Raw genomic sequence first — 19997 nt, forward strand, 5'->3', positions numbered from 1 at the left:
CCTTATCCCTTCCTAAGCACTACAAAAGTATCGCCTTCAAATTTGGTTTCAAAGCCTTTATAGGTGTTTATACCATATTGCTTAACCAAAATAAGCTCATGTGCCTTTTGCAGCACCTCTTCATTTAAATTTTCGATATGCATGTCAATCACTACCACATCATACGCAATAGCCAACGCGGCTTCAGGGCTGTCTAAATATGTAATATGATTACCTTTATTAATATAATTGGTACAGGCAACATCGCGCTTTTCTTCGGTAGGTATATAACTGGACACCCTGCGTTGCGAATGTTGCAATGCCAATAGCGTAGCCGTCTCGCCATGATCGTCAGCCAGTTGTAATATACTGCTTTTAGTCCCAATGTAATTATTAAGCTCATGATAAAGCCTCAGGCTATCCTTTAGATGCGCTTTTATCTCTTTAATAATTTCGTACTCCTTGTAGGCAAAACTGCGCACTATCTTGTTTTTGAAGTATTCAACGCCCTCCTGCTCGATACGCATTTGTGCAAACTGTGCCTTAAAGTACGTGCCTATTTTTTTTGTGCGCTCAGAATAATTACTGCCAAAATCAGTATCATCAGGCCTGATCCTTTCTAAAATCTTTAGCGTAATACTGCCATCGTTAATTATAAAATCGCCTTTAGGCAGCACCTCGGCATTGCCGTGAATAAGTATGGGCACAATATCCAGACCAAACTGCTCGGCCAGGTAAAACGCCCCCTTATGAAAACGCTGAATATGGTTGTTCTTAGAGCGGGTACCCTCCGGGAATACCACCAAAGAATAACCCTGTGCTACTTTATCGCGCAGATGCTCTACACCGCCCTCTACCCCCTGCGATACCGGATAAAAACCGGCCAGCTTAACGCCAATGCCAAATATGGGTGAGTTATAGACCCAATCACTCACCAGGTAAATAATTTTAGGGCTTAGCATGCCAACGGCAAGTATATCTAAGAACGAGGTATGGTTGGCGATGATAACCGCGGGTTTATCAAACGTTTCGTTATGCGGGTTGAGTACGGTTTTTTTTATAAACGGATTGATGTACAGTACCGACTTCATGAATTTAGATAGTATATACCTGAATACCTTCATTTTAAAATCGCGCTTTGCCGGAAATATCGCAACCAGTACAAAACTTGTTATAGAGAGTAAAAATCCGCCAAGGCCGTAGTAAATAAACGAAATGGTTGAATGCACCAACGTGCGCAGCTCAAACGGTGCTTTGCCATTGTTTACCCTGTGGGTTAAGAAAAACCTGAACAGTATTGGGTAAAATATAAATGTGATGATAAGCGCTGCAAACACCCCTATTAACGATACCGATGAAATGGATTTTAAGGCCGGATGCCCTGCAAACACTAAGGCACCTATGCCTAATATGGTGGTTAGCACTGCAAGTAGTATAGACGTTCTGTACGTGGCCATTTCGTTCTTGCCGGTGCTGTATTCTTTTTGGAGGGCGCTCGTCATAAAAATACTAAAGTCGACTCCGTGGCCAAATACCAGTGTACATACAATGGTGCTGAATATATTCAGCCTGATATCAAACACCGCCATAATACCCGTGGTAACAATACCCGTTATTATTATCGGGATGCTGCTTATAAGTACCAGCTCTATACGCCTGAAAAAGAAAAACAGTATAAGCAGCAATGCCACAAAAGAATAGTTGATAAGCGCGTTAAAATCGTCTTTTAATCCGCCTAAGAATGTTTCGTTCATTTGCTGGCGGTCGATAACCATAATTTTTGGCTTAGCCGATAGTGTTGCAGCCTCGGCATCGCGCTGTGCCTTAGATACCTTTACCAATGTTGCCACGGTATAAAAACCATCTTTTTGGGCTACAAACTCGTTTATGGGAAGGGCTTTTATATTGAGATAATCCTGCAGGGTTACAGACTGCTGTTTTTTATCGAGCACGTTGTAAAAGCGTTCGTAAGCATTTGGCTTAAAGCCAAGTTTGACACCTTCGGCAATCAGGGTGGCCTTTACCTGGGCTTTTTTAGCGGGAGTCCAGAAGTTGTTCCACCTTTCTATTTTTTGAAGCTGCTGTTGCTTAGACAACACAATACCCCCAATAGAGTTATAGACAAGCAGTTTATTATCTGTTTTATCTTTGCTTAACTGATTAAAAAGGTCGCTGTTTTTTTGCAGCACCTCATCGGGCGAAGTACCGTAAGCCACCACATATAATGATTTCGAGGTAAGGTTGGTTGCACTTTCCAGGTGTTTTTCGGCCAGTTTAATATCATCAGGCACGTAGTTAAGCTGCGAGATATCTTTATCATAAACCACCTTATTAAACGTAAAAAAACTGGCTACAATTATAAGTACGCTGGCTGCTATAAGCACTTTATTGTTGTGGAATGAGAACCCTGCAAGCCTGTCCAGCACCGTAGTGTGATGCACCTGGGTAGCTTCGCCGGTTTTAGGTTTATACAGGTGCGGAATAATAAGCAGCGAGAACAGCGAACTTACCATAACGCTTGTCGCCGCAAATATACCCAGGTCCTGCAATGCGCCCGAGTTTACAAACAGCAGGCATAAAAAGGCAACAGCTGTTGTGGTACTGCTCATTATAAGCGGCTTTACAATATCGCGGTATAGCACGCGTATATCGCTGTTGTGCTTGTAGTGCGTTAATATGTGCAGGGCATAATCTATGGTAACTCCCAACAAAATTGACCCGATACTTAATGATATGGCCGATATAGTGCCCCGCAAAAAGTAAAGCAACGCTATAGCAAACACCACCCCAAAAATGGTAGGTATTAGTATAATCAGCGGAATAAAGAACTTGCGGTAATACAGCATTAAAATCAGCATTAGCAGCGATAGGGCTACAATGGTGGTAGTTTGTATATCGCTTTTAATTTGCCTGGCGTTGGCAACAGCAATGTTGGTGGCGCCAAAATATTCTATGGTTGCTTTGTCTTTGTATCTAGCATTAAGGTGGTCTCTAATTGCGTCCAGTTTATCTACAAACAGGGTGTTTTTCTCGGTTTCGTTACCCGGAAGTTTCGGGTTGATAAACAGCAGCAGCTTTTGGTTGTCTTTGGTTATAACGTAGCCATCCTGAAGATGGAACTCATCTTCCATACCAAACTGCTGTAACTTTTTAAGGCCTATGAATGAAATACCAAACGGGTCCTGCAACACAAAATCTTTAGTTACCAACCCCGATGGCGATATGATGTTCCTGTAATTACTGTTTACTACCGATGCAATGCTATCGGCAGAAAGTTTTTGCTCTATCTGTTTGTAATCGCTATCATCTAAAAAAAGCGGCAGGTTATTGTATACAAAGCCAAATACCTCTTGTATCCGTTCGTCGTCTACCCGGCCCTGGATACCTTTTATATAGTCTTTACAAGTTGCCTGTACACTATCGGTAAAGGCATTGGCAATAACAGCAAGCTCTTCTGGCGCTACACCTTTTTTAGCGTTGATTATTACTGTTATCTTATCGGCAAAATTAAGCTGCCCCAATACTTTGGCGGCTTCATCTGATTTTTCGTTTTTAGGGATAAGGCGGGTAATGTCTTCCTCAAAAGAAATTTTAGAAGCAAAGTATCCAAATATTACCAAAAACCCCAAAGCCATGGCAGCTGCCAAAACGCGGTTTCTGGTTACAAAAAAATGTATGGCTATAAAAAACTTATGCATTTTTGTGTATTTTGTTTTTACCTAAAAACAGCAGCGTAAAATAGGCCGTAAACCCAAACAATGCTGCCATTGCAGTAGCTAATATAATACTACCCGTAAGATATTGCACAATATTTTGTTTTATAGCATCCATGCCCGATAAATTTTCATCAACGTCTTTACCCGGCAAAATAAACAGCCCAATTTGCAATGATGCGTAAATTATAAACGGAATAAAAGGCGGAATACTAACGTTAGAAAATGCATACGCTATAAGCTTGTTAAGCCGCAGCACGTAGGCCAAAAACAGCACACTTATCGTTTGCAGGCCCCACACCGGCGCAATGCCTATAAACACACCCAAGGCTATAGAAAATGATTTTTTAGAAGGAGAGTCGGCGCTTTCTAATACATTTTCGCGAATAAACTGCTTAAGGCTTTTTTTTTTGAAGCTCCGTATAAAATCCCTCGGCTTAATGTACAGCAGGCTGATTACAACCAGCATGGTGTTAAGCACGCTTATCCTCGAAAAATCGGTAAAGGGCCTAAAGTGCGATACCCTTTCATCCGGATCGTACAATACTTTTACCGGTACGTTTTTTACAGGCACGCCTTTCCACGCGGCTTTAACAATAACTTCTATTTCAAACTCAAATTTGTTGGTGGCGTATTTTTTGGCTATTTTATGTAGCGGATATAGCCTGTAGCCCGACTGGGTGTCTTCCAGCTTAATGCCGGTTTCGAACCAGAACCAAAAATTGGAGAACTTGTTGCCAAAGCTACTTTTTTTAGGCACGCCCAACTGCATCATGTTACGGCTGCCAATAAGCAGCGCGTCGCCGTTTTGCTCAATTTCCGATAAAAACATGGGTATATCATCCGGAAAGTGCTGCCCGTCTGAATCTATAGTAATGGCATACTCAAACCCAGCCTCGCGTGCCGCAATAAAACCGGTACGCAACGCAACGCCTTTGCCTTTATTTTTGGGTAATGTAATTTGTTGTATGTTTATATATGATGCTACTATTTGAGGAGTAGCATCGGTAGAGCCATCGTTAACTACAATTATGTTGCTTGTAAAGTGCAACACACCGTCAATAACCCTCTTAAGAGTTTTATTGTTATTATAAGTAGGTATTATTACACAGTAATTTAACCCGCTTACAGTAATATAATGTTGTGGAGCTGTGGGAGCTGTGCTCATTACAAAATTGTAGTTTTAAAAATAGTGTGCAAAGATACTTTTTTTAAATTTTTAAGCAAGCAACAAGTTTTGCCTAAAATTGCAACAACAATGCGTGCTTAAAACGCCGCTTTTTCTTCTTTAGTAAATGATGGCGATGCTTTTACAAAGCCTTTAGTAAATTCTTTTAAGTCGGCTTTTTGAGCCGAAAAGTTTTTTATAAGAAACTTTTTATCTTCATCTATCTGTTTGTGGTAGCCAGTTATTTTAGGTGCATTTTCCTGTATTGTAAGCCTTATAACTCGAACCTCGTAGTTATCGGCATCTCTTTTTATAACAGCTTCAAGTAATTTAGCGCCCTGGGTAAAAAGTTTCTTTTTGTTAAGCAGCCCTTTCTCGTGCTTGGCTCGTAAGGTTAGCGCACCGGCTTTGTAGGCAACCATAGTGTTATCGGCACTATCGTCGGGCACATTTTCCAACATTTTGTAAAGTGCTTCGGCATCCGCCGGAACATTTGCCGCACTAACATATTTTTGCCTTACCGTAGCAAGGTCGGCGCCGGTAAGCAACAGGGCCGAAAGAAAAAGCAGCACTACCTTCATACTCTTTATAGTTTGATTTAAAGTTAGTTAACCCGAACTTAAAAATCTAATTTTTGCTGTAAATACAAGTTAATTTTAACGCTACGGTATCATCAAAAAAGGTGGTGTTTTTTATCTTAACCGTATTGTCTTCGGTCTGGGCAATTTCCAGCTCCAGTTTAAGGTTGGCATTAACTTCCGGGTTTATAAGTGCCATAAACTTTATGTTGCTGGCACTTTTCATAAACAGCGGGGCATCTACCACCTGTTGCGTAAGCTCTTTTATAATTTGCATCATGCAAACACCCGGAGTAACCGGGTTGCCCGGAAAATGCCCCTTAAAAACCTCGTGGTCTTTATTAATGGTAATGGTGGCAACATATTTTACCCCATCTATATTGGTAAGCGAATTTATTGTATAGAAATCTTTTAAGAGCATGCGTTTAATTTTTAGAATTGATAAGCTACACCAAGCTGAAGGGTACTGTTGGTTACAGGGTCGCCTCCATACCTGTTGTTATAATAATTAGTATCATCATAATACATATCATCGCCAAAAATATCCAGGAAGCCTATTTTAGCACGCGCCTCAAAGGTTAAGCCCATCGGTAATGTGTAGCCAAAGCCAAGAGTAAGGCCAAGATCGAGGCCTACCACATCTTCCTCAAAGCCTTTTAAATTATCGCCTACCTTAAAGTCTATATTAGGGCCAATAACACCATGAAACCCACCAATAATCTTAAACTTGTTCATAACACCTAAAGACAGGTACTGTATCTGGTAATCTACATCGGCACTTTGCGCAAAAGCAGGGTCGCCATTTCCAAAATCAACATCATCAAAATAAAACTTGCCTTTGCCACCCTGCCTGGAATAGGTAAGTTCTGGCTGAAGGGTGTAAAACTTCGCCAGCTTAATGGCTACAAAGCCACCTACATAAAAATCGGTCTTAGCATCAAGATCAGTATTAATTAACCTCGAAAAGTTAGCCCCTGCCCTTACACCGGGCTTAATGGTAATTTGGGCGCTTGCCTGTATTGCCAGAAAGCATATAAGTACTACTATAATTTTTTTCATTTGAGAGATGGGAGATTAGAATTTATTAGAATGCGTACGATAAGCCAAGCTGAACTACACTATTTAAGATAACATCATCATAATTACCATTATCATCATAGTAATAATCGTCGTTATAGCCGCTGTAGTTGTCGCCAAAAATATCTGCAAAGCCAATCTTGTAACGCGCTTCTATGGTTAGACCCATTGGCAGGGTATAACCAAGCCCGGCGTTAAGGCCAAGGTCTACACCCATAAGTTCATCGGCAGCATAGCCTGTAAAATTGTCGCCTACTTTAAAATCTAATGTTGGCCCTACTATTGCGTGGAAACCGTCGATAATATTAAACTTGTTCATAACCCCTAACGACAGGTACTGCAACGAATAATCGGTATCATTAGAACCGCCGTAAGCCGGAATTACTGGATCGTATCCATAGTAATAATCTGCATTATAAAACCCTGAGCCTGTTGCCCCCTGCCTTGAATAGGTAAGCTCGGGCTGAAGTGTGTAAAATTTTGCCAGTTTAATAGCTACAAAGCCGCCAACGTAAAAATCGGCTTTGGTATCTAAATTAGTGTTGGTAAGTGTTGCAAGGTTTAAACCTGCCCTTATACCCGGTTTTATTGTAACCTGTGCATTAGCGGTATGCAACGCAAGGAAGCACACAAGAAGTAACGTAATTTTTTTCATTTTGGGAGAGATGATTGATTATGATTGATTACTTGCTTGAACCTGTTACATTAAAGCTATAGGTTAAGCCCAAAGAAAACACAAGGTTGTTGGCATTATCATTGTAATCGTAATAATCGTTGCCCTGGTTGTTATAGTAATAGTTGTCTACAACATTTACAAAACCTTTTTTAACACGTGCTTCTACACCAAGGCCAAAAGGGGTTGTATAGCCGATACCTGCTGTAACACCAAGATCTACATCATTATACGTGTACTGAGAGCTATTGGTAATAATATCGAACGTAGGCCCTACGTGTATATTAAAATTATTGGTAAGCGTAAATTTGTTTATAAGTGCGAATGTTATGTATTGCAGTTCTACATCTACATTTTCTACAGACTGGGTTTCGTAGCTGTTATACTCAGTGTAATAATAATTTGTGGTTACTACGTTGCCCTCTCCACCCTGGCGCGAGTAGCCAATTTCGGGCTGCATGGTATAAAACCTTGTAAGTTTTAAAGCTCCAAAAGCACTAATGTAAAAATCGGTTTTACCATCCAGGTCGGTATTGGTAATTTTAGAAAAGTTAGCCCCGGCCCTGATGCCCGGCTTAAAAGTTACCTGTGCGCTGGCAGAAAGTGTACAAAGCAACAAGAATGTAAATAGTAAAGTTTTTTTCATAGCAAAATGATTATTGTTCGAGGTAATTTAATTCTATTTTAAGCTTAATATTTTTATGTTCTATAACTATATTTTTTGCTAATATATTGCTTTGCGGCGTATAGCTAATAATAGTTTTTTCTTTTGATTTTGTGGCGTTTACAATTTTTGCCAGCTGGCCCGATGTTTTATCTATAAACAGGTAGTTAGACCTTTTACCGGCATCTGATTTGTAAACCGTATTCTGATTATCTTTATACTGTTCCTGCACGGCATGGTTTTGCTTAAGCAGCAGCATAAAATCGCGCTTAAGGGTGTTTACAATTAGTGCTTTATCCAACTCTTCTAATATATAATTTACTTTAAAGCTGGTATCGGTAATTTCAAAGTCGAACAGTTTGTTACCAAACTCGGTGGTAAAGGCAGCCCTGTAAAGGGTGTCGTTTATTTTTTTAGCAATAAAAATCCCCCCAAAATCACGTCCATAAATGGCAATGTGGGCTTTGTAAACATAATCGGTCTTAGCGTCCGAAAAATACGTAACAGGGTAATTGGTAACCGCAGGCGCTTGCTGCTCAAAACCTTTTACGGTTTTAACAGCACAGCCGGATAGCAGCAGGCAGCTGCTAATTAGAAAAAACAGAATCTGGTACCGGCGCATTTACAACCTTGTTTTTAAATACAATTGTAGTATAATCGTTAGAAGGCTCTATCATTTTAACCTGTGCCACCATATTTTTTTTATCAAAATACAGTTCCATCTGGTTAATGTATTTTTTTAGCGCAGCATCTTTAGGCACCAGTTTGGTAATGTTGTATTCCGCGGTTTTAAAGTAGGTAATGGTAAACTCGGCTTCGTCAAACACATTACCGCTTACACTGCCCACAATAAGTTTGTTAAGCTTGTTAAACATTTTGCTGTTGCCCATATCCATAGCGCTTTTCTTGCCGGCATCGTTTATAGTAATCTTGTTGTTTTTAAACACAACACTGTATTGGTAGGGCTTGGTATATTGCCACAGCAGCATGGCCGGAGCTTTAAAGCTCATTTTACCCGATGTTTCTATGTCTTTAGACAAGAAATCCATGTGCTTAAACTGCACAAAATCGGTGGTAAGGGTTTTGGTGTTTTTTGCCGTGGCGTTTACCCCGTTTTTAAACGATGTAACTTCGGCAGCACTCATTTTTTGCTCCTGCGCAAAGCCGGAGAGCGTAACCGCCATTAAAAAAAATACATATAAAACACTATTCTTCATAATCCGGAATGTTTAGCAATTGGCCCGTTTGGACCACTTTGTAGTTTTCTTGCTGTAAAAGTAACAATAATTGTTCCAAAACGTTAACGCTTTTTTGAGAGGTATCATGCAAAAGTATAATTCCACCAGCATTTAGCCGCTTTTTAATGCGTTTGAGTATTTTAGATTCGCTATCAATAACGGCGTCTAAGGAGCGGATGTTCCACCCAATAACATAATGCCCGGTTTGGTGCAAAGCCTTTGCTATATTAGGGCTGGTAACCCCAAACGGCGGCCGGTACAATACGGTCTGCTTATGGGTATACTGCTGTATCAGGGCATTGGTATGCTTTATCTCTTCTACAATTTTAGTTACAGGAAAAATTGCCATTTTGTTAGAATGGCTATAACTGTGATTGCCAACGGTATGGCCGCTGTCTACAATTTTTTTTAAAATGTGTGGATATTTTTCTATCTGCGTGCCAATGCAAAAAAAAGTGGCTTTTACATTGTAGCGGTCTAAAAGTTCCAGGACTTTCTCTGTATACGGTGTGGGGCCATCGTCAAACGTAAGGGCAATTTGCCTGCCTGTTACCGGTTTTTGGCTGTTTAATGTTTTTATATGGTAGCCCGATTGCACCAAACCCGACCCTGCCACAGCAAATACAAGCCATAACACTACTGGGATGGCAAGCCACCACCACGATACCACATTAAAATAAGCCTGAACCGCCAGCAGAATAAGTACAGCTGTTGCAAAGCCTGTATTTAGCCTGTGTGTCAGCATTTTGAAATAAGGGTAAAACTATGGTCCTGACCCCTGTACTGGTTGTACAGCAGGATGTTTTTATATTGAGGCCTATCTAAATTATTGACTTTTATTGCCTGCGGAATGTGCTGCAATTTTATAACATTCGATGCCACCCACAGTCCAAAAGCCGAAGCGGTATTAAACTCGCCGCTAAGGTGTTTGTAGTATACTTGCGGAGTAGTATTAAACAGCGTGTTAGCCAGTGTAGTATAATAGCTATCGTAATTTACATCGCCATTAAAGCCCAACACTACAGCATCAAGATCGTTAACCGTAAGGTTGTTATTTTTAAGGAAGGCTTTCAATTTTGCAGCAACCTCATCTGGTTCTAAAAGATTGTAGATAGCAACATCGGTTAGCTGAGCGTAAGTAGTTTCCTGTTGGGTATCGGCAAGGACAAAAAACGTAGCGCCTTCAGAAAACACAACACCCGGAGTATCTGACCCTAAAACTTTATACGGAACATCTGACGTTGCCTTAATAGCACCCGACATTTTAAGAAACTCCAAAGTGTTCTCGGCCGATTCTTCTATTCCGCCAACTAATACCGTATGTGCATCTTCGTCTTCAAGCTGCATTTTAGCGTCTATAAGCGCCGATTCAAACGAAACTGCACCATTTACATACGTAAAATTATAAGCTTTGCATTGCAGCCCTAACGCTATCTGGGCACCTACCGTATTGTGGGTAGATTGTATGAATGATGTTGGGGTTAAAAATTCCTCGTTATTATCCAGCAGTGCTTTTAAAAATTTCTCAGAATCTACACTGCACCCCATCCCTGTACCGGTAATAATTGCATCAAAATACTGTACGCCGGCCTCCTGTATGGCTTTCGCCGATGCCACTATGCCATTCTTAACACCTTTTGCCATACGCCTTGCAGCTACCGGGCTTATAAAGTCTTTATAATTGGGCAGGGCAAGCTCCAAAACATTATGGGTATCATTAATAACAATCTCTTCCAAAAAAGCCGTATCGACAGTTTTTTGGGCAGAAACGCATCCGGTACCATTTATATAACACTTTTTCATTAGCTTTTAGAAAACAGCAGGGTTGAACAGTTGCCGCCAAACCCAAACGAGTTAGACAGTACGTGGTTAATTTCTTTTTCTTTTAAAACCGTTTGCGGAACAATTGCAAATTCTTCCATTGGGGTTTTAAAATTAAGGTTGGGGTACACAATATTGTTTTGCAATGCCAGCACGCTGTACACCGCCTCTATAGCGGCAGCGGCAGCAAGGGTATGCCCCGTAAATGGTTTGGTAGAGCTAAAATCGGGCACAGTGTTGCCAAAAGCCCTTATTAGCGCACGCCCTTCAGACAGATCATTATTGGGTGTTGCCGTACCGTGTGCATTAATATAATCAATGTCAGCTGGCTCAAGGCCCGATACTTTAAACGCTTTTTGCATGGCCAGGTACGCACCATCGCCATTTTCTGATGAAGCCGTTTGATGAAATGCATCGTTAGCGTTGCCATAGCCCGACACATACGCCAGTACTTTTTTATTTTGTGCTTTAACCACGGCATCGCTTTCCAGCACTAAATAGGCTGCGGCTTCGCCCAGGTTAAGGCCTTTACGGTCGTTATCAAAAGGGGTATTATAGGTGTCCGAAAATATCATAAGGGTTTTAAAACCGTTTATGGTAAATTTAGAAAGCGCATCGGTACCGCCCACAATTACACGGTCTAACCTGCCCGACTTAATAAGCCGTGCGCCCAGCATAATGGCGTTGGCCGCCGATGAACACGCCGTGCTTATGGTGGTAACCATACCCTTTAACCCCAAATGTTCGGCCATTTTTTGCGACATATCGCCGGCATCGTGTGCGTGTATGTACCTGTGGTTTTCATCCGACTCAAAATAATCGTAAAAAAAACGCTCGGTCATGTCCATACCACCCACACTGGTAGCCGATATAAGGCCCGTAGCATATTCGTTTATATTGGTTATGCCGGCATCTTCTACCGCCTGCTTAACCGCAATTACGCCCAGCATGGCCGTGCGCGAATAGTTATTATCTGCCGGAAGGCCCAGTGATTCGGCCAGTTGCTGGTTGGTTTGCTTAATTTCGCCTACGGTAACTTTATGAACGGTTGCAATATTTTCTATGGGCGTAATGCCCGTTTTACCCTGTATAAGCGCATTGTAATTTTCCTGGACAGTGTTACCTATCGCAGAAATAATACCCATACCGGTTATAGCAACTCCTTTGCTCATTGTTACTTGGTGCGTTTTTCTGAAATGTATGCCGCCATTGTTTCAATCGACTGAAAAATAGCTTTGCCCTCCTTAGGGTCGGCCAGTTTAATGCCATAATCTTTATCAAGCATTACTATAAGCTCTAAAGCATCTATAGAGTCAAGGCCAAGGCCATCGCCAAAAAGCGGGTCGTTGTCGTTAACATCCTCAGGCGTAATATCTTCAAGGTTAAGTATGTTAATAATCTTTTCTTTAAGTTCCTGCTTTAATGCTTCCATTTTAACTTAGATATAATGTTTGTATGTTTTTTGTAGTATGCTCTGTTGCGCCCTCTTTAGACACAAGGTACATAAAGGCTTTGTAATCGTTCTTAAAAAATTCCACCCATCCGCACAGCACGTTTTCTGCCTTATTGGTATCCAGCAATATAGCTGCATAGTTAGCAAAAAATTCAGGATTGAAGGCCTCAAAGATAAAAAAACTATTTTCAGTATACAGTTTGTGCTTAATGCTTATCTCGCCCATGCAAATATTGGGCAGCGTGTACACAAATACCGCCGGGCTTGGAAAGTAATTTTCTTTATCAGATATCGAGTCGTTGTACTTTACATCGGTATCCAGGCTGGATGATGCGTTGGCAAACAAAAGCGCCGTATTATTTTCGCCGTCAGGCTGCCGGCCCTTAAGCAAAAGGTCAGACGCCAGGAACGACAGTTTGCTAAGCCCGTCCATCTTAAAAAATTTAGGATAGTCGGTTTCACCATGCTTGTAGGCCTGTTTGGCAAAATCAGCAAAATCAGCGCCTTCGGCAGAAAAATACTCTTCTCCGTTAAGCATTATTTGGCCACTTTGTATACTGCAATAAGCTGATATGTAATACGTATTTGCCATTATTTTATTTTTTGGAATACCACCGCCGTATTGCAGCCCCCAAAACCGGAAGCCGTTTTAAGCATGTAGTTAATTTCCCGGTCTTTATTTTTAGATACCACATTTATAGGCTGCGATACGCCCGGCTCGTCATACCCCAGAGAGGCAAACACCTTACCCTGCGCCATAGACTCCAGGCCTATAACAGTTTCCAGTAATCCGGATGCGCCAAGCGTGTGGCCGTAGTAGCCCTTAAAGCTGTTTACGGGCACGTTTTCCAGGTTGTGCCTGTTAAAGGCTATGGCTTCCATCTCGTCGTTAAACGGGGTTGCGGTGCCATGTGCCGAGATATAATCTATTTGTGATGCCGTTACGCCCGCCTCCTGCAACGCACTGCCGATACTCCTGTAAAGGCCTTCGCCGGTGCGCGACGGGCCCGATATATGGTTAGCATCGTTAATAGAGCTGTCGCCCACTATTACTGCTTTTGCATTTTGATTGTTGATGGTAACTAACGCAGCCGCGGCGGCTTCGCCTAAGGTTACGCCCTCGCGGTTGGCCGAATACGGTTTACACGGCACAGGGCTCATGGCTTTGAATGAATTAAAACCCGACACAACAAACTCAGATACCTCATCGCCCCCGATAATAAACACGTTATCATACAAACCCGACTGTACCAATCTTTTAGCTACCGATACCGCCATTATGCTCGATACGCAGGCGTTGGACACAACAATAGGCTCTGTGGCAAAACCAAAAAAGTTAGCCACATTTTTAGCCAGCCCTTGCAGGTAGGCACCATCAGGCAGTGGTTCGTTGCTTTTTAAAGCGGTTATGTTGCCCTTTGTGGTAGAAAGTATCAGTACCGTTCTGTTGTTTAATGCTACGCCCGATGCTGCAATAACAGGTTGCAGCGCGAGTAGCATCATTTTTTCGAGCCTTGTGTGTTCAGCTTGGCTTAGCTTAGCAAAAGCTGTGTTTAGCGCAGCCGTATCTATTACCGATGCGTAAAACGCTTCGGGTAATAAATTGCTGTCCTGTTGATGGCTTATGCCCGTAACACCGCCGGCAACTGCCTGTACGTTGCCTGCTACATCAAACCCCAATGGGGTAATGCAGTTGGTATGGGTTATGTATACGTTTTTTAAACTCATTATTGTAACCCTACTTTAGCCCTCCATTCTTCAAAAAACGGCGGAAAGTTTAGCACCATTACACCTTCATCATTCACAAATACCTGTACGGTTTCGCCGGAGCAAGCGAGGTTATTATTACCATCAAAAATTTTATACCTAAAAATTATCTTGGCGGCAGGCGTGTTTACAATGGTGGTTTGTATAGTAGCCACATCGCCATAGCGCAGCGGCAGCTTGTGCTCGCAGCTTGATTTTACTATGGGCGTAGTGTAGTTGTACTTATGCACATCTAAATAGCTAATGCCATGCTCACGGCCAAAAGCCTCGCGGCCATCTTCAAAATAAGTAATATAATAGCCGTGCCATACAATGCCAAGCGGGTCGGTTTCGTTAAACCTGACGCGTATTTGCTGGGTAACTGTAAGTTCCGGTACTTCTTTATACTGCTCTTTTCTTTTCATCGTAAAATAGTGATAGTGCAACCATGCCTATAAAAAACAGGAACAATGATGCCAGTTGGGGCAAAATGCCTGTTAGGGTGTTATTTCTTAAAAGTACGTCGTAAAAAGCATCCAGTCCCCAGTTCATGGGGCTTGCCTTTGCAATATACTGCATTACTTTGGGCATTGCAAAAACCGGTACCCATACCCCGCCTGTTGCGGCCAGTATTACTACCGATGTTGACCCAAACGGTGCGGCCTGTTCCTGCGTTTTGGCCAGTGTGCCCAGCAGTATGCCAAAGCCCACGGCGGCAAACCCGCTAAACAGCGCAACCACACTCATTAACAAAAAGGTGCCGTTAAGCCCCAAAGGCGGTAGCCCAATGTGCGGAAACAAATAAATGCCTACCGCAAGCATTAAGTAAAATTGCAGCATGCAAATTATAAGGTACGTTATGGTTTTGCCCCCAATTACCGTGTAATAATGCACCGGGTTGGTACGTAAGCGCACCTGCGTGCCCTGGTTTTTTTCTTTTACAATGTTTATAGACAGTGGCACTACTATAAAAAACATAGCGAATAAAGTCCAGGCCGGCACGTTGTGCTGTGTGGAGTTGGGCACCATGGCCTTGTTCTCGAACATGGGCACAATTTCTTTAAAGCTTATGTAATTTTCCTGCTCAAAGGCGGCGGTACTTTCTTCGCCAAGCTGCTCTTTAAAAGCATCGTAAATAGATTTGGTTTCTATTTGCGATATCATTTTATCTATGGTGCTTTTAACCGCATTTTTAAAAGCCGTTTGCGATGCCGGGTCAAAATACAACCGCACCTCTTTGGGCGCTGTTTTTTGGGCTGGTGCCGAAGCTGTTGCAACGGTATCGGCCACAGCGTTAAAGCCCTCCATTATTTTTTGCACATTACCGTTTACCTTGGCTTTAAGGCCGCTGCTTAACTGCGCGGGAATAACGATAGCCATCTGGTATTCGCCATTAAACACTTTGTCTTTGGCAAACTGTTCGGTTATTGGTTTGCCCTTATCCTTTGTTATTACCGAAAAGGAACTGCTTTCGCCGAGGTTTTTAAGCACCATTTTAAATACTTCGCCTTTATCGTTATCTACCAGCAGAATGGGAATTTTACTTTCCGTCGCGGTTTTAAACGTGCTGTCCTGTATAAGGGTAATGGCAATTACCAGTACCAATGGCATAACAAACAGTATTATCAATGCCCCGGGGTCGCGGCGCAGCAATAAAACCTCTTTATATACCGACATTACTAACTTATACATCACGAAGCTCTTTACCGGTTAATGATAAAAATACATCTTCTAAACTATATGCGTTTTGGGTTTGCTCGATAACCTGTTGCGGCGTGCCCTGTATAAGTACCACCCCACTGTCTATAATAGCCAGGCGGGTGCACAGGTCCTGCGCTTCGGCAAGGTGGTGCGATGTATATATAATGGTAGTGCCTTTGGCGTTTACCTGTTTAAGATATTCTATAATTACGTTTTTAGAATGCACATCTACCCCAACGGTAGGTTCGTCTAAAAACAATACTAATGGGTTGTGTAGCAAGCCTGCAATTAGGTTAACCCTGCGTTTCATTCCGCCCGAGTAAGTTTCAATGCGTTTATCGGCAAACTTTGTAAGCCCCAGATACTCCAGAGAGTCGTTTATTTTTTGTTTGAGAATGGCACCTTTAAGCCCGTACATACTGCCAAAGTACATAAGGTTTTCTCGCGCCGTAAGGGTTGGGTACAGCGCATATTCCTGCGGTACAACGCCTATTATTTTTTTAATGGCATGGGCATTATCATGGTAGTTAAGGCCTTGTATGGTAAAACTGCCTAACGTTGGTTTTACAAGGCCGCACAGCATAGAGATAAGCGTGGTTTTACCCGCACCGTTTGGCCCCAGCAATCCAAATATCTCTCCCTTAACAACATCTAACGACAAAGTGTTGACCGAAAAAAATTCGGCACCTTTGTATTGCTTGGAAAGGGATTGTATTTGTATTATGGGATTGCTCATCGCACTTTTGAATTGCCTTTTAGACGGCTTTTCTCAATTGTTTAAAAAATTGTTCTTCCCTGTTGGCAATATCGGTAAGCATATCGGCCAGCATGTTGTACACATCGGGTTTAGAGCTGCGTTTTTTATACACACGGGCTGCCTCAACAGCAAAATCGCGCCACAGGTCGCCAATAGCGGTCATCTCAAAAGACAGTTCTTTTAATTGCGGATTATCCAGTATAACCGATGCCTCCTGCAAAAACGCCCCGTATATAAAACGGAAGCCGCCGCCGCCGGTACCAATTTCTTCCTGCATGCGCACAATTTGCGCCAGGTAATGGTTGGCTTTACGTACCCCCAGTTTTACCGGCCATTTACGTATTTGCTTTGCCACATACTTTATACCCCACACGCCAACAATGGGCACAGGAGCAAGCATATCGCGGCAGGTAGCTTTAATAGCTTTGTTAATGGCTTTTTTAAAGTCGATATCTTTAGGAATATCTATGGGATAGTACATTTGCCCCTTTGGTGCGAAAGCACCCTTTGCAAAGCGCACCCTGTCCAGCTCTTCGGTAGTAAGGGTGGTGGTGGTTTCCATTACCGGGTCGCTAATAAGATAGTCGTTACCCGTTTTGCCGTACACCACAAGGTTGTGGGCATTGAAGTGAAAACGGTAATCGTCAGGAAAATAAGTTAGGTTATATACCCCTACCTGCAAGCCCGACGGTATGTTGTTTTTAAGGTTATCGTCCAACGCTTTTTGAGCCGCCTGCGAACCCGAAAATTTTTGTCTTTTAATTTTAAGTCCCAGCCTTTTAGCCAGGCGGCTAAAAATGGCTCCCGGCATGGGGCGGTAACTAAACGCCGGTGCATGGTTTACTTTTATAAACGGCAGGTATACAAAAAACAGGCCCGAACCGATACCAAAAACCATGGGTTCGCTTATGTTAAGCCCGTTGTGCTTTAATAGGTTGGATGCCACACCATTCTCGCAATGTGCAGCCTGGTGGTGCGTAAAATCAGTCGTCATTTATATCAGCCCTTAAAATTTTTTAATTCTTCTGCCGTAATCAAAAAAGCGGTGGCATATTTTTGCAACACCTTATTGCTAAGCCCGGCAAAAACCTTTGGCTTAAAATGCCTTTTAATACGCCATTGCCAAATACCTGTGTAGCCTGCAAGTATACCAAGGTCCATTTTGCTGAGCTCCATAAAATAAACAATGGGGCTAAGCTCGCCGTTTATAACCTGTTGCCTTGCAGCTTCGGTACGTTCTTTAATATCTTCAATGGCATTGCTAAGGGCAATGGTTTTAGGCTCCCAGCCAGAACTAAGCTCTGTGGTATAATTGCCGTTATCATCGGTAGCATAACACAGTTCGCGCATGTTAACCGACGATATATTACTTTTATCCTGTGGTACTTCGCTCTTTTTCATCGTTCCTGAATAAATAAATTTATCTCTCCTTCTAAAAGCAATTCTCCGTTGCAGTAGCTGCTGCAACTCATCATGCAGGTAGTATAAGTACCTGTATCAAACCTGGATTCCAGGTGGGCCCTGGTTGTAATGTCGCAGCCTGTTTTAGGCAGTGCGTGTATTTTTATTGTTTTAATCGAGCTTATAAACCCAATTACATCTACGTTAAGGCGGTCCTGGTCTTCATCATCTATAAGATACGACCTTGCCACAATAGCCGAACAGGTTTGCGCCGCATTTTCTATAAGGCCGGCTTCGCATAAAGCGCCGTTCTCTATAAAAATATTGTCTTCCCGTAAGGCAAAAGCGGTTTCTACATTTTCTTCGTCAATACCCAATATTACATCTACCATAAGCATCGGCTTTTGGTGCGGCAGGTAATTGTGTATATCTATAACCTTTATCATACAGGGTTATTTTGCCAGAACGGTTTTCATTTGGCCGTTTGCTATAAGTGTACCGTTACGTTTGGTAACAATATCTACCAGGGTTATGCCCATAAATTCCTGCAAAACGGTAACTTCGGTAATCAGGTCGTCTCCCGCAAGCGGAAGCTCTAAGACCTCAACATCTTTTATAGAACCAATGTAGCCCGTGGGCGCCGGTTCGTTTTTTAAATAATACTGGTAACCGGTGTACAATGCTACCGATTGTGCCATGTGCTCTATAATACCGGGCTCTGTAAACATGCCCTCCTGCACAAAAATATTGTCAGCAGGTATGGTTAACCCAGCAATAATAGCATTCTCTGTAAAAGAGAACAGCTTATCTACCATTACAAAAGGAGCTTTTTGCGGTATAAGACTCTCTACAAGGCTTTTATCCAGTATAGACTCCATTAGCAAACGGTTAAATAAGATACTGAGTAGGTAAACCTGCTGCTTTCGGGTACTATAAGTAATAGCTTTTCACCTTTTTTAAGCCTGCCGGAGTTCATAAGCTCTTCTACCATTAAATATATGGAAGCCGATCCCACATTGCCTACCCTGCTAAGATTCATAAACCATTTGTCTTCGGGTATGTCGATTCCACGTTCCAAAAGTGAATTATATAGACGTGTTGCAAAAAAGTTAGACGATACGTGCGGCAGCAAATAATCAACATCGCGGTAATCTACCCCATGCTTGTCTAATGCTGTTTTTGTACTGTCAGATCCTTTATCCAACACATATTTATCAAGCAGTTTTACATCCTGCTTTACAGAAAAAACCGATTCTTTAAGCCATTCTTCGGGCGTGTAGTCCTGCCACGATTTTAAGGTGCCGTCTTCCAGCTTATCGCCACCGGCATACATACAGGCATCCAGCTCATGGGCGTAAGAAAACGACTCCATCCACTCTATTTTTAACGAAACTTCGCCTCTTGGCTCACTTTCCAGTAAAAAAGCACCTGCACCATCGGATAGCATCCATCTAAGAAATTCTTTCCTAAAAGCGATAATAGGCTGTTCTTCAAGCTTTTTTAGGTTTACAACCTCGTTGTTGAATTTTTCGGCCAGCATCCAGGTTGATGATCGTTCTGACCCCGTGCACACCGCATTTTTTGTATTGCCCGAACGTATGCTTAAAAAACCATACTTAAGGGCATTCATACCCGCGCAACAAACACCGGATGATGAGTTTAGCTCTACCGACTGGTTTTCCATTAACCCATGCACCATTGCTGCATGCGACGGGAAAAGATTATCTGCCGCCGATGTACCGCACGAAAGCAGCTCTACATCGTTCTTAGTAAAATTTTCATCGTACAACTGCTCTATGGCAAGATGGGTAAGCTGTGCATTGTTGTGGGTAATAGTACCTTTTTTATCTATGGCATAGTACCTGGACTTTATGCCGTTATTGCGCAGCACTATCCTGCGGGCTTTGGATGCCGTATCGTTAATCATGCCCAGGATGCCCTCCATTTCGTCATTAGATACCGCCTCGTTAGGCAAATATTTTCCGGCTCTTGTTATATAAACATCAAACATAATTGCTTTAATACTTT

23 protein-coding genes are annotated in these 19997 nt (G+C 42.3%); all 23 read right to left on the minus strand.

What is annotated here, in order from left to right; translation table 11 throughout:
* Positions 1 to 2: 2 nt before the first annotated feature.
* Positions 3 to 3677 carry an MMPL family transporter gene (locus G509_RS0102100; protein WP_026990013.1) on the minus strand — a complete coding sequence of 1225 codons (3675 nt, stop codon included), beginning with the start codon at positions 3675 to 3677 and terminating at the stop codon, positions 3 to 5.
* The gene (locus tag G509_RS0102105; RefSeq protein WP_035738381.1) at positions 3670 to 4860 is read right to left on the minus strand and encodes a DUF2062 domain-containing protein; all 1191 of its coding nucleotides are present in this window, start codon (positions 4858 to 4860) and stop codon (positions 3670 to 3672) included. Before G509_RS0102105 ends, G509_RS0102100 begins: the two co-directional genes overlap by 8 nt.
* A gap of 98 nt (positions 4861 to 4958) precedes the next feature.
* Positions 4959 to 5441: a hypothetical protein gene (locus tag G509_RS0102110; protein ID WP_026990015.1), complete on the minus strand. Its 483-nt coding sequence runs from the start codon at positions 5439 to 5441 to the stop codon at positions 4959 to 4961.
* Between the two features lie 46 nt (positions 5442 to 5487).
* Positions 5488 to 5859 (minus strand): ApeI family dehydratase, encoded by a 372-nt coding sequence (locus G509_RS0102115; protein ID WP_026990016.1) that lies wholly within the window; start codon positions 5857 to 5859, stop codon positions 5488 to 5490.
* 11 nt (positions 5860 to 5870) lie between these two features.
* Positions 5871 to 6497: a porin family protein gene (locus tag G509_RS0102120; RefSeq protein WP_026990017.1), complete on the minus strand. Its 627-nt coding sequence runs from the start codon at positions 6495 to 6497 to the stop codon at positions 5871 to 5873.
* 25 nt (positions 6498 to 6522) lie between these two features.
* Entirely contained in the window at positions 6523 to 7170 is a 648-nt protein-coding gene (locus G509_RS0102125; protein ID WP_026990018.1) for a porin family protein, read from the minus strand.
* A gap of 28 nt (positions 7171 to 7198) precedes the next feature.
* Positions 7199 to 7834: an outer membrane beta-barrel protein gene (locus G509_RS0102130; RefSeq protein WP_026990019.1), complete on the minus strand. Its 636-nt coding sequence runs from the start codon at positions 7832 to 7834 to the stop codon at positions 7199 to 7201.
* A 10-nt stretch (positions 7835 to 7844) separates the two neighbouring features.
* Positions 7845 to 8474, minus strand: a complete 630-nt coding sequence (lolB2, locus tag G509_RS0102135; protein ID WP_026990020.1) for a flexirubin biosynthesis protein LolB2 — start codon at positions 8472 to 8474, stop codon at positions 7845 to 7847.
* The gene (gene lolA2 / locus G509_RS0102140) at positions 8440 to 9069 is read right to left on the minus strand and encodes a flexirubin biosynthesis/transport protein LolA2 (protein ID WP_026990021.1); all 630 of its coding nucleotides are present in this window, start codon (positions 9067 to 9069) and stop codon (positions 8440 to 8442) included. The genes lolB2 and lolA2 overlap by 35 nt, the downstream gene beginning before the upstream one ends.
* Positions 9059 to 9835 (minus strand): polysaccharide deacetylase family protein, encoded by a 777-nt coding sequence (locus G509_RS0102145; protein WP_026990022.1) that lies wholly within the window; start codon positions 9833 to 9835, stop codon positions 9059 to 9061. Before G509_RS0102145 ends, lolA2 begins: the two co-directional genes overlap by 11 nt.
* Positions 9829 to 10893 (minus strand): beta-ketoacyl synthase N-terminal-like domain-containing protein, encoded by a 1065-nt coding sequence (locus G509_RS0102150; RefSeq protein WP_026990023.1) that lies wholly within the window; start codon positions 10891 to 10893, stop codon positions 9829 to 9831. The genes G509_RS0102145 and G509_RS0102150 overlap by 7 nt, the downstream gene beginning before the upstream one ends.
* Positions 10893 to 12083, minus strand: a complete 1191-nt coding sequence (locus tag G509_RS0102155; protein ID WP_026990024.1) for a beta-ketoacyl-[acyl-carrier-protein] synthase family protein — start codon at positions 12081 to 12083, stop codon at positions 10893 to 10895. Before G509_RS0102155 ends, G509_RS0102150 begins: the two co-directional genes overlap by 1 nt.
* A 2-nt stretch (positions 12084 to 12085) precedes the next feature.
* Positions 12086 to 12343: a phosphopantetheine-binding protein gene (locus tag G509_RS0102160; protein ID WP_026990025.1), complete on the minus strand. Its 258-nt coding sequence runs from the start codon at positions 12341 to 12343 to the stop codon at positions 12086 to 12088.
* A 1-nt stretch (position 12344) separates the two neighbouring features.
* Positions 12345 to 12956, minus strand: a complete 612-nt coding sequence (locus G509_RS0102165; protein WP_026990026.1) for a hypothetical protein — start codon at positions 12954 to 12956, stop codon at positions 12345 to 12347.
* Entirely contained in the window at positions 12956 to 14092 is a 1137-nt protein-coding gene (locus G509_RS0102170; RefSeq protein ID WP_026990027.1) for a beta-ketoacyl synthase N-terminal-like domain-containing protein, read from the minus strand. The genes G509_RS0102165 and G509_RS0102170 overlap by 1 nt, the downstream gene beginning before the upstream one ends.
* Positions 14092 to 14535 (minus strand): acyl-CoA thioesterase, encoded by a 444-nt coding sequence (locus tag G509_RS0102175; protein WP_026990028.1) that lies wholly within the window; start codon positions 14533 to 14535, stop codon positions 14092 to 14094. Before G509_RS0102175 ends, G509_RS0102170 begins: the two co-directional genes overlap by 1 nt.
* Entirely contained in the window at positions 14513 to 15802 is a 1290-nt protein-coding gene (locus G509_RS0102180) for an ABC transporter permease (protein ID WP_035738383.1), read from the minus strand. Before G509_RS0102180 ends, G509_RS0102175 begins: the two co-directional genes overlap by 23 nt.
* Positions 15795 to 16547, minus strand: a complete 753-nt coding sequence (locus G509_RS0102185; RefSeq protein ID WP_051199900.1) for an ABC transporter ATP-binding protein — start codon at positions 16545 to 16547, stop codon at positions 15795 to 15797. The genes G509_RS0102180 and G509_RS0102185 overlap by 8 nt, the downstream gene beginning before the upstream one ends.
* 19 nt (positions 16548 to 16566) lie before the next feature.
* Positions 16567 to 17562 carry a BtrH-related acyltransferase DarH gene (gene darH / locus G509_RS0102190; protein WP_026990031.1) on the minus strand — a complete coding sequence of 332 codons (996 nt, stop codon included), beginning with the start codon at positions 17560 to 17562 and terminating at the stop codon, positions 16567 to 16569.
* Positions 17563 to 17567: 5 nt separating this feature from the next.
* Positions 17568 to 17969 carry a flexirubin biosynthesis protein DarG gene (gene DarG, locus G509_RS0102195; protein WP_026990032.1) on the minus strand — a complete coding sequence of 134 codons (402 nt, stop codon included), beginning with the start codon at positions 17967 to 17969 and terminating at the stop codon, positions 17568 to 17570.
* On the minus strand, positions 17966 to 18415 hold the full coding sequence (locus G509_RS0102200; protein WP_026990033.1) for a hotdog family protein: 450 nt from the start codon (positions 18413 to 18415) through the stop codon (positions 17966 to 17968). Before G509_RS0102200 ends, DarG begins: the two co-directional genes overlap by 4 nt.
* Before the next feature lie 6 nt (positions 18416 to 18421).
* Positions 18422 to 18847, minus strand: coding sequence for a hotdog family protein (locus G509_RS0102205; RefSeq protein ID WP_026990034.1), 426 nt, complete (start codon positions 18845 to 18847; stop codon positions 18422 to 18424).
* Entirely contained in the window at positions 18847 to 19980 is a 1134-nt protein-coding gene (gene darB / locus G509_RS0102210; protein WP_026990035.1) for a dialkylresorcinol biosynthesis protein DarB, read from the minus strand. Before darB ends, G509_RS0102205 begins: the two co-directional genes overlap by 1 nt.
* Positions 19981 to 19997: the final 17 nt, after the last annotated feature.

The sequence above is a fragment of the Flavobacterium subsaxonicum WB 4.1-42 = DSM 21790 genome (genome assembly GCF_000422725.1).
GTDB classification, from domain to species: Bacteria; Bacteroidota; Bacteroidia; order Flavobacteriales; family Flavobacteriaceae; genus Flavobacterium; species Flavobacterium subsaxonicum.

Bases quoted from the DNA above. Each gene is read 5' to 3' on its own strand.
- G509_RS0102100 (WP_026990013.1), bottom strand. From the start codon at position 3,677: ATGCATAAGTTTTTTATAGCCATACATTTTTTTGTAACCAGAAACCGC.
- G509_RS0102105 (WP_035738381.1), bottom strand. From the start codon at position 4,860: ATGAGCACAGCTCCCACAGCTCCACAACATTATATTACTGTAAGCGGG.
- G509_RS0102110 (WP_026990015.1), bottom strand. From the start codon at position 5,441: ATGAAGGTAGTGCTGCTTTTTCTTTCGGCCCTGTTGCTTACCGGCGCC.
- G509_RS0102115 (WP_026990016.1), bottom strand. From the start codon at position 5,859: ATGCTCTTAAAAGATTTCTATACAATAAATTCGCTTACCAATATAGAT.
- G509_RS0102120 (WP_026990017.1), bottom strand. From the start codon at position 6,497: ATGAAAAAAATTATAGTAGTACTTATATGCTTTCTGGCAATACAGGCA.
- G509_RS0102125 (WP_026990018.1), bottom strand. From the start codon at position 7,170: ATGAAAAAAATTACGTTACTTCTTGTGTGCTTCCTTGCGTTGCATACC.
- G509_RS0102130 (WP_026990019.1), bottom strand. From the start codon at position 7,834: ATGAAAAAAACTTTACTATTTACATTCTTGTTGCTTTGTACACTTTCT.
- lolB2 (WP_026990020.1), bottom strand. From the start codon at position 8,474: ATGCGCCGGTACCAGATTCTGTTTTTTCTAATTAGCAGCTGCCTGCTG.
- lolA2 (WP_026990021.1), bottom strand. From the start codon at position 9,069: ATGAAGAATAGTGTTTTATATGTATTTTTTTTAATGGCGGTTACGCTC.
- G509_RS0102145 (WP_026990022.1), bottom strand. From the start codon at position 9,835: ATGCTGACACACAGGCTAAATACAGGCTTTGCAACAGCTGTACTTATT.
- G509_RS0102150 (WP_026990023.1), bottom strand. From the start codon at position 10,893: ATGAAAAAGTGTTATATAAATGGTACCGGATGCGTTTCTGCCCAAAAA.
- G509_RS0102155 (WP_026990024.1), bottom strand. From the start codon at position 12,083: ATGAGCAAAGGAGTTGCTATAACCGGTATGGGTATTATTTCTGCGATA.
- G509_RS0102160 (WP_026990025.1), bottom strand. From the start codon at position 12,343: ATGGAAGCATTAAAGCAGGAACTTAAAGAAAAGATTATTAACATACTT.
- G509_RS0102165 (WP_026990026.1), bottom strand. From the start codon at position 12,956: ATGGCAAATACGTATTACATATCAGCTTATTGCAGTATACAAAGTGGC.
- G509_RS0102170 (WP_026990027.1), bottom strand. From the start codon at position 14,092: ATGAGTTTAAAAAACGTATACATAACCCATACCAACTGCATTACCCCA.
- G509_RS0102175 (WP_026990028.1), bottom strand. From the start codon at position 14,535: ATGAAAAGAAAAGAGCAGTATAAAGAAGTACCGGAACTTACAGTTACC.
- G509_RS0102180 (WP_035738383.1), bottom strand. From the start codon at position 15,802: ATGTATAAGTTAGTAATGTCGGTATATAAAGAGGTTTTATTGCTGCGC.
- G509_RS0102185 (WP_051199900.1), bottom strand. From the start codon at position 16,547: ATGAGCAATCCCATAATACAAATACAATCCCTTTCCAAGCAATACAAA.
- darH (WP_026990031.1), bottom strand. From the start codon at position 17,562: ATGACGACTGATTTTACGCACCACCAGGCTGCACATTGCGAGAATGGT.
- DarG (WP_026990032.1), bottom strand. From the start codon at position 17,969: ATGAAAAAGAGCGAAGTACCACAGGATAAAAGTAATATATCGTCGGTT.
- G509_RS0102200 (WP_026990033.1), bottom strand. From the start codon at position 18,415: ATGATAAAGGTTATAGATATACACAATTACCTGCCGCACCAAAAGCCG.
- G509_RS0102205 (WP_026990034.1), bottom strand. From the start codon at position 18,847: ATGGAGTCTATACTGGATAAAAGCCTTGTAGAGAGTCTTATACCGCAA.
- darB (WP_026990035.1), bottom strand. From the start codon at position 19,980: ATGTTTGATGTTTATATAACAAGAGCCGGAAAATATTTGCCTAACGAG.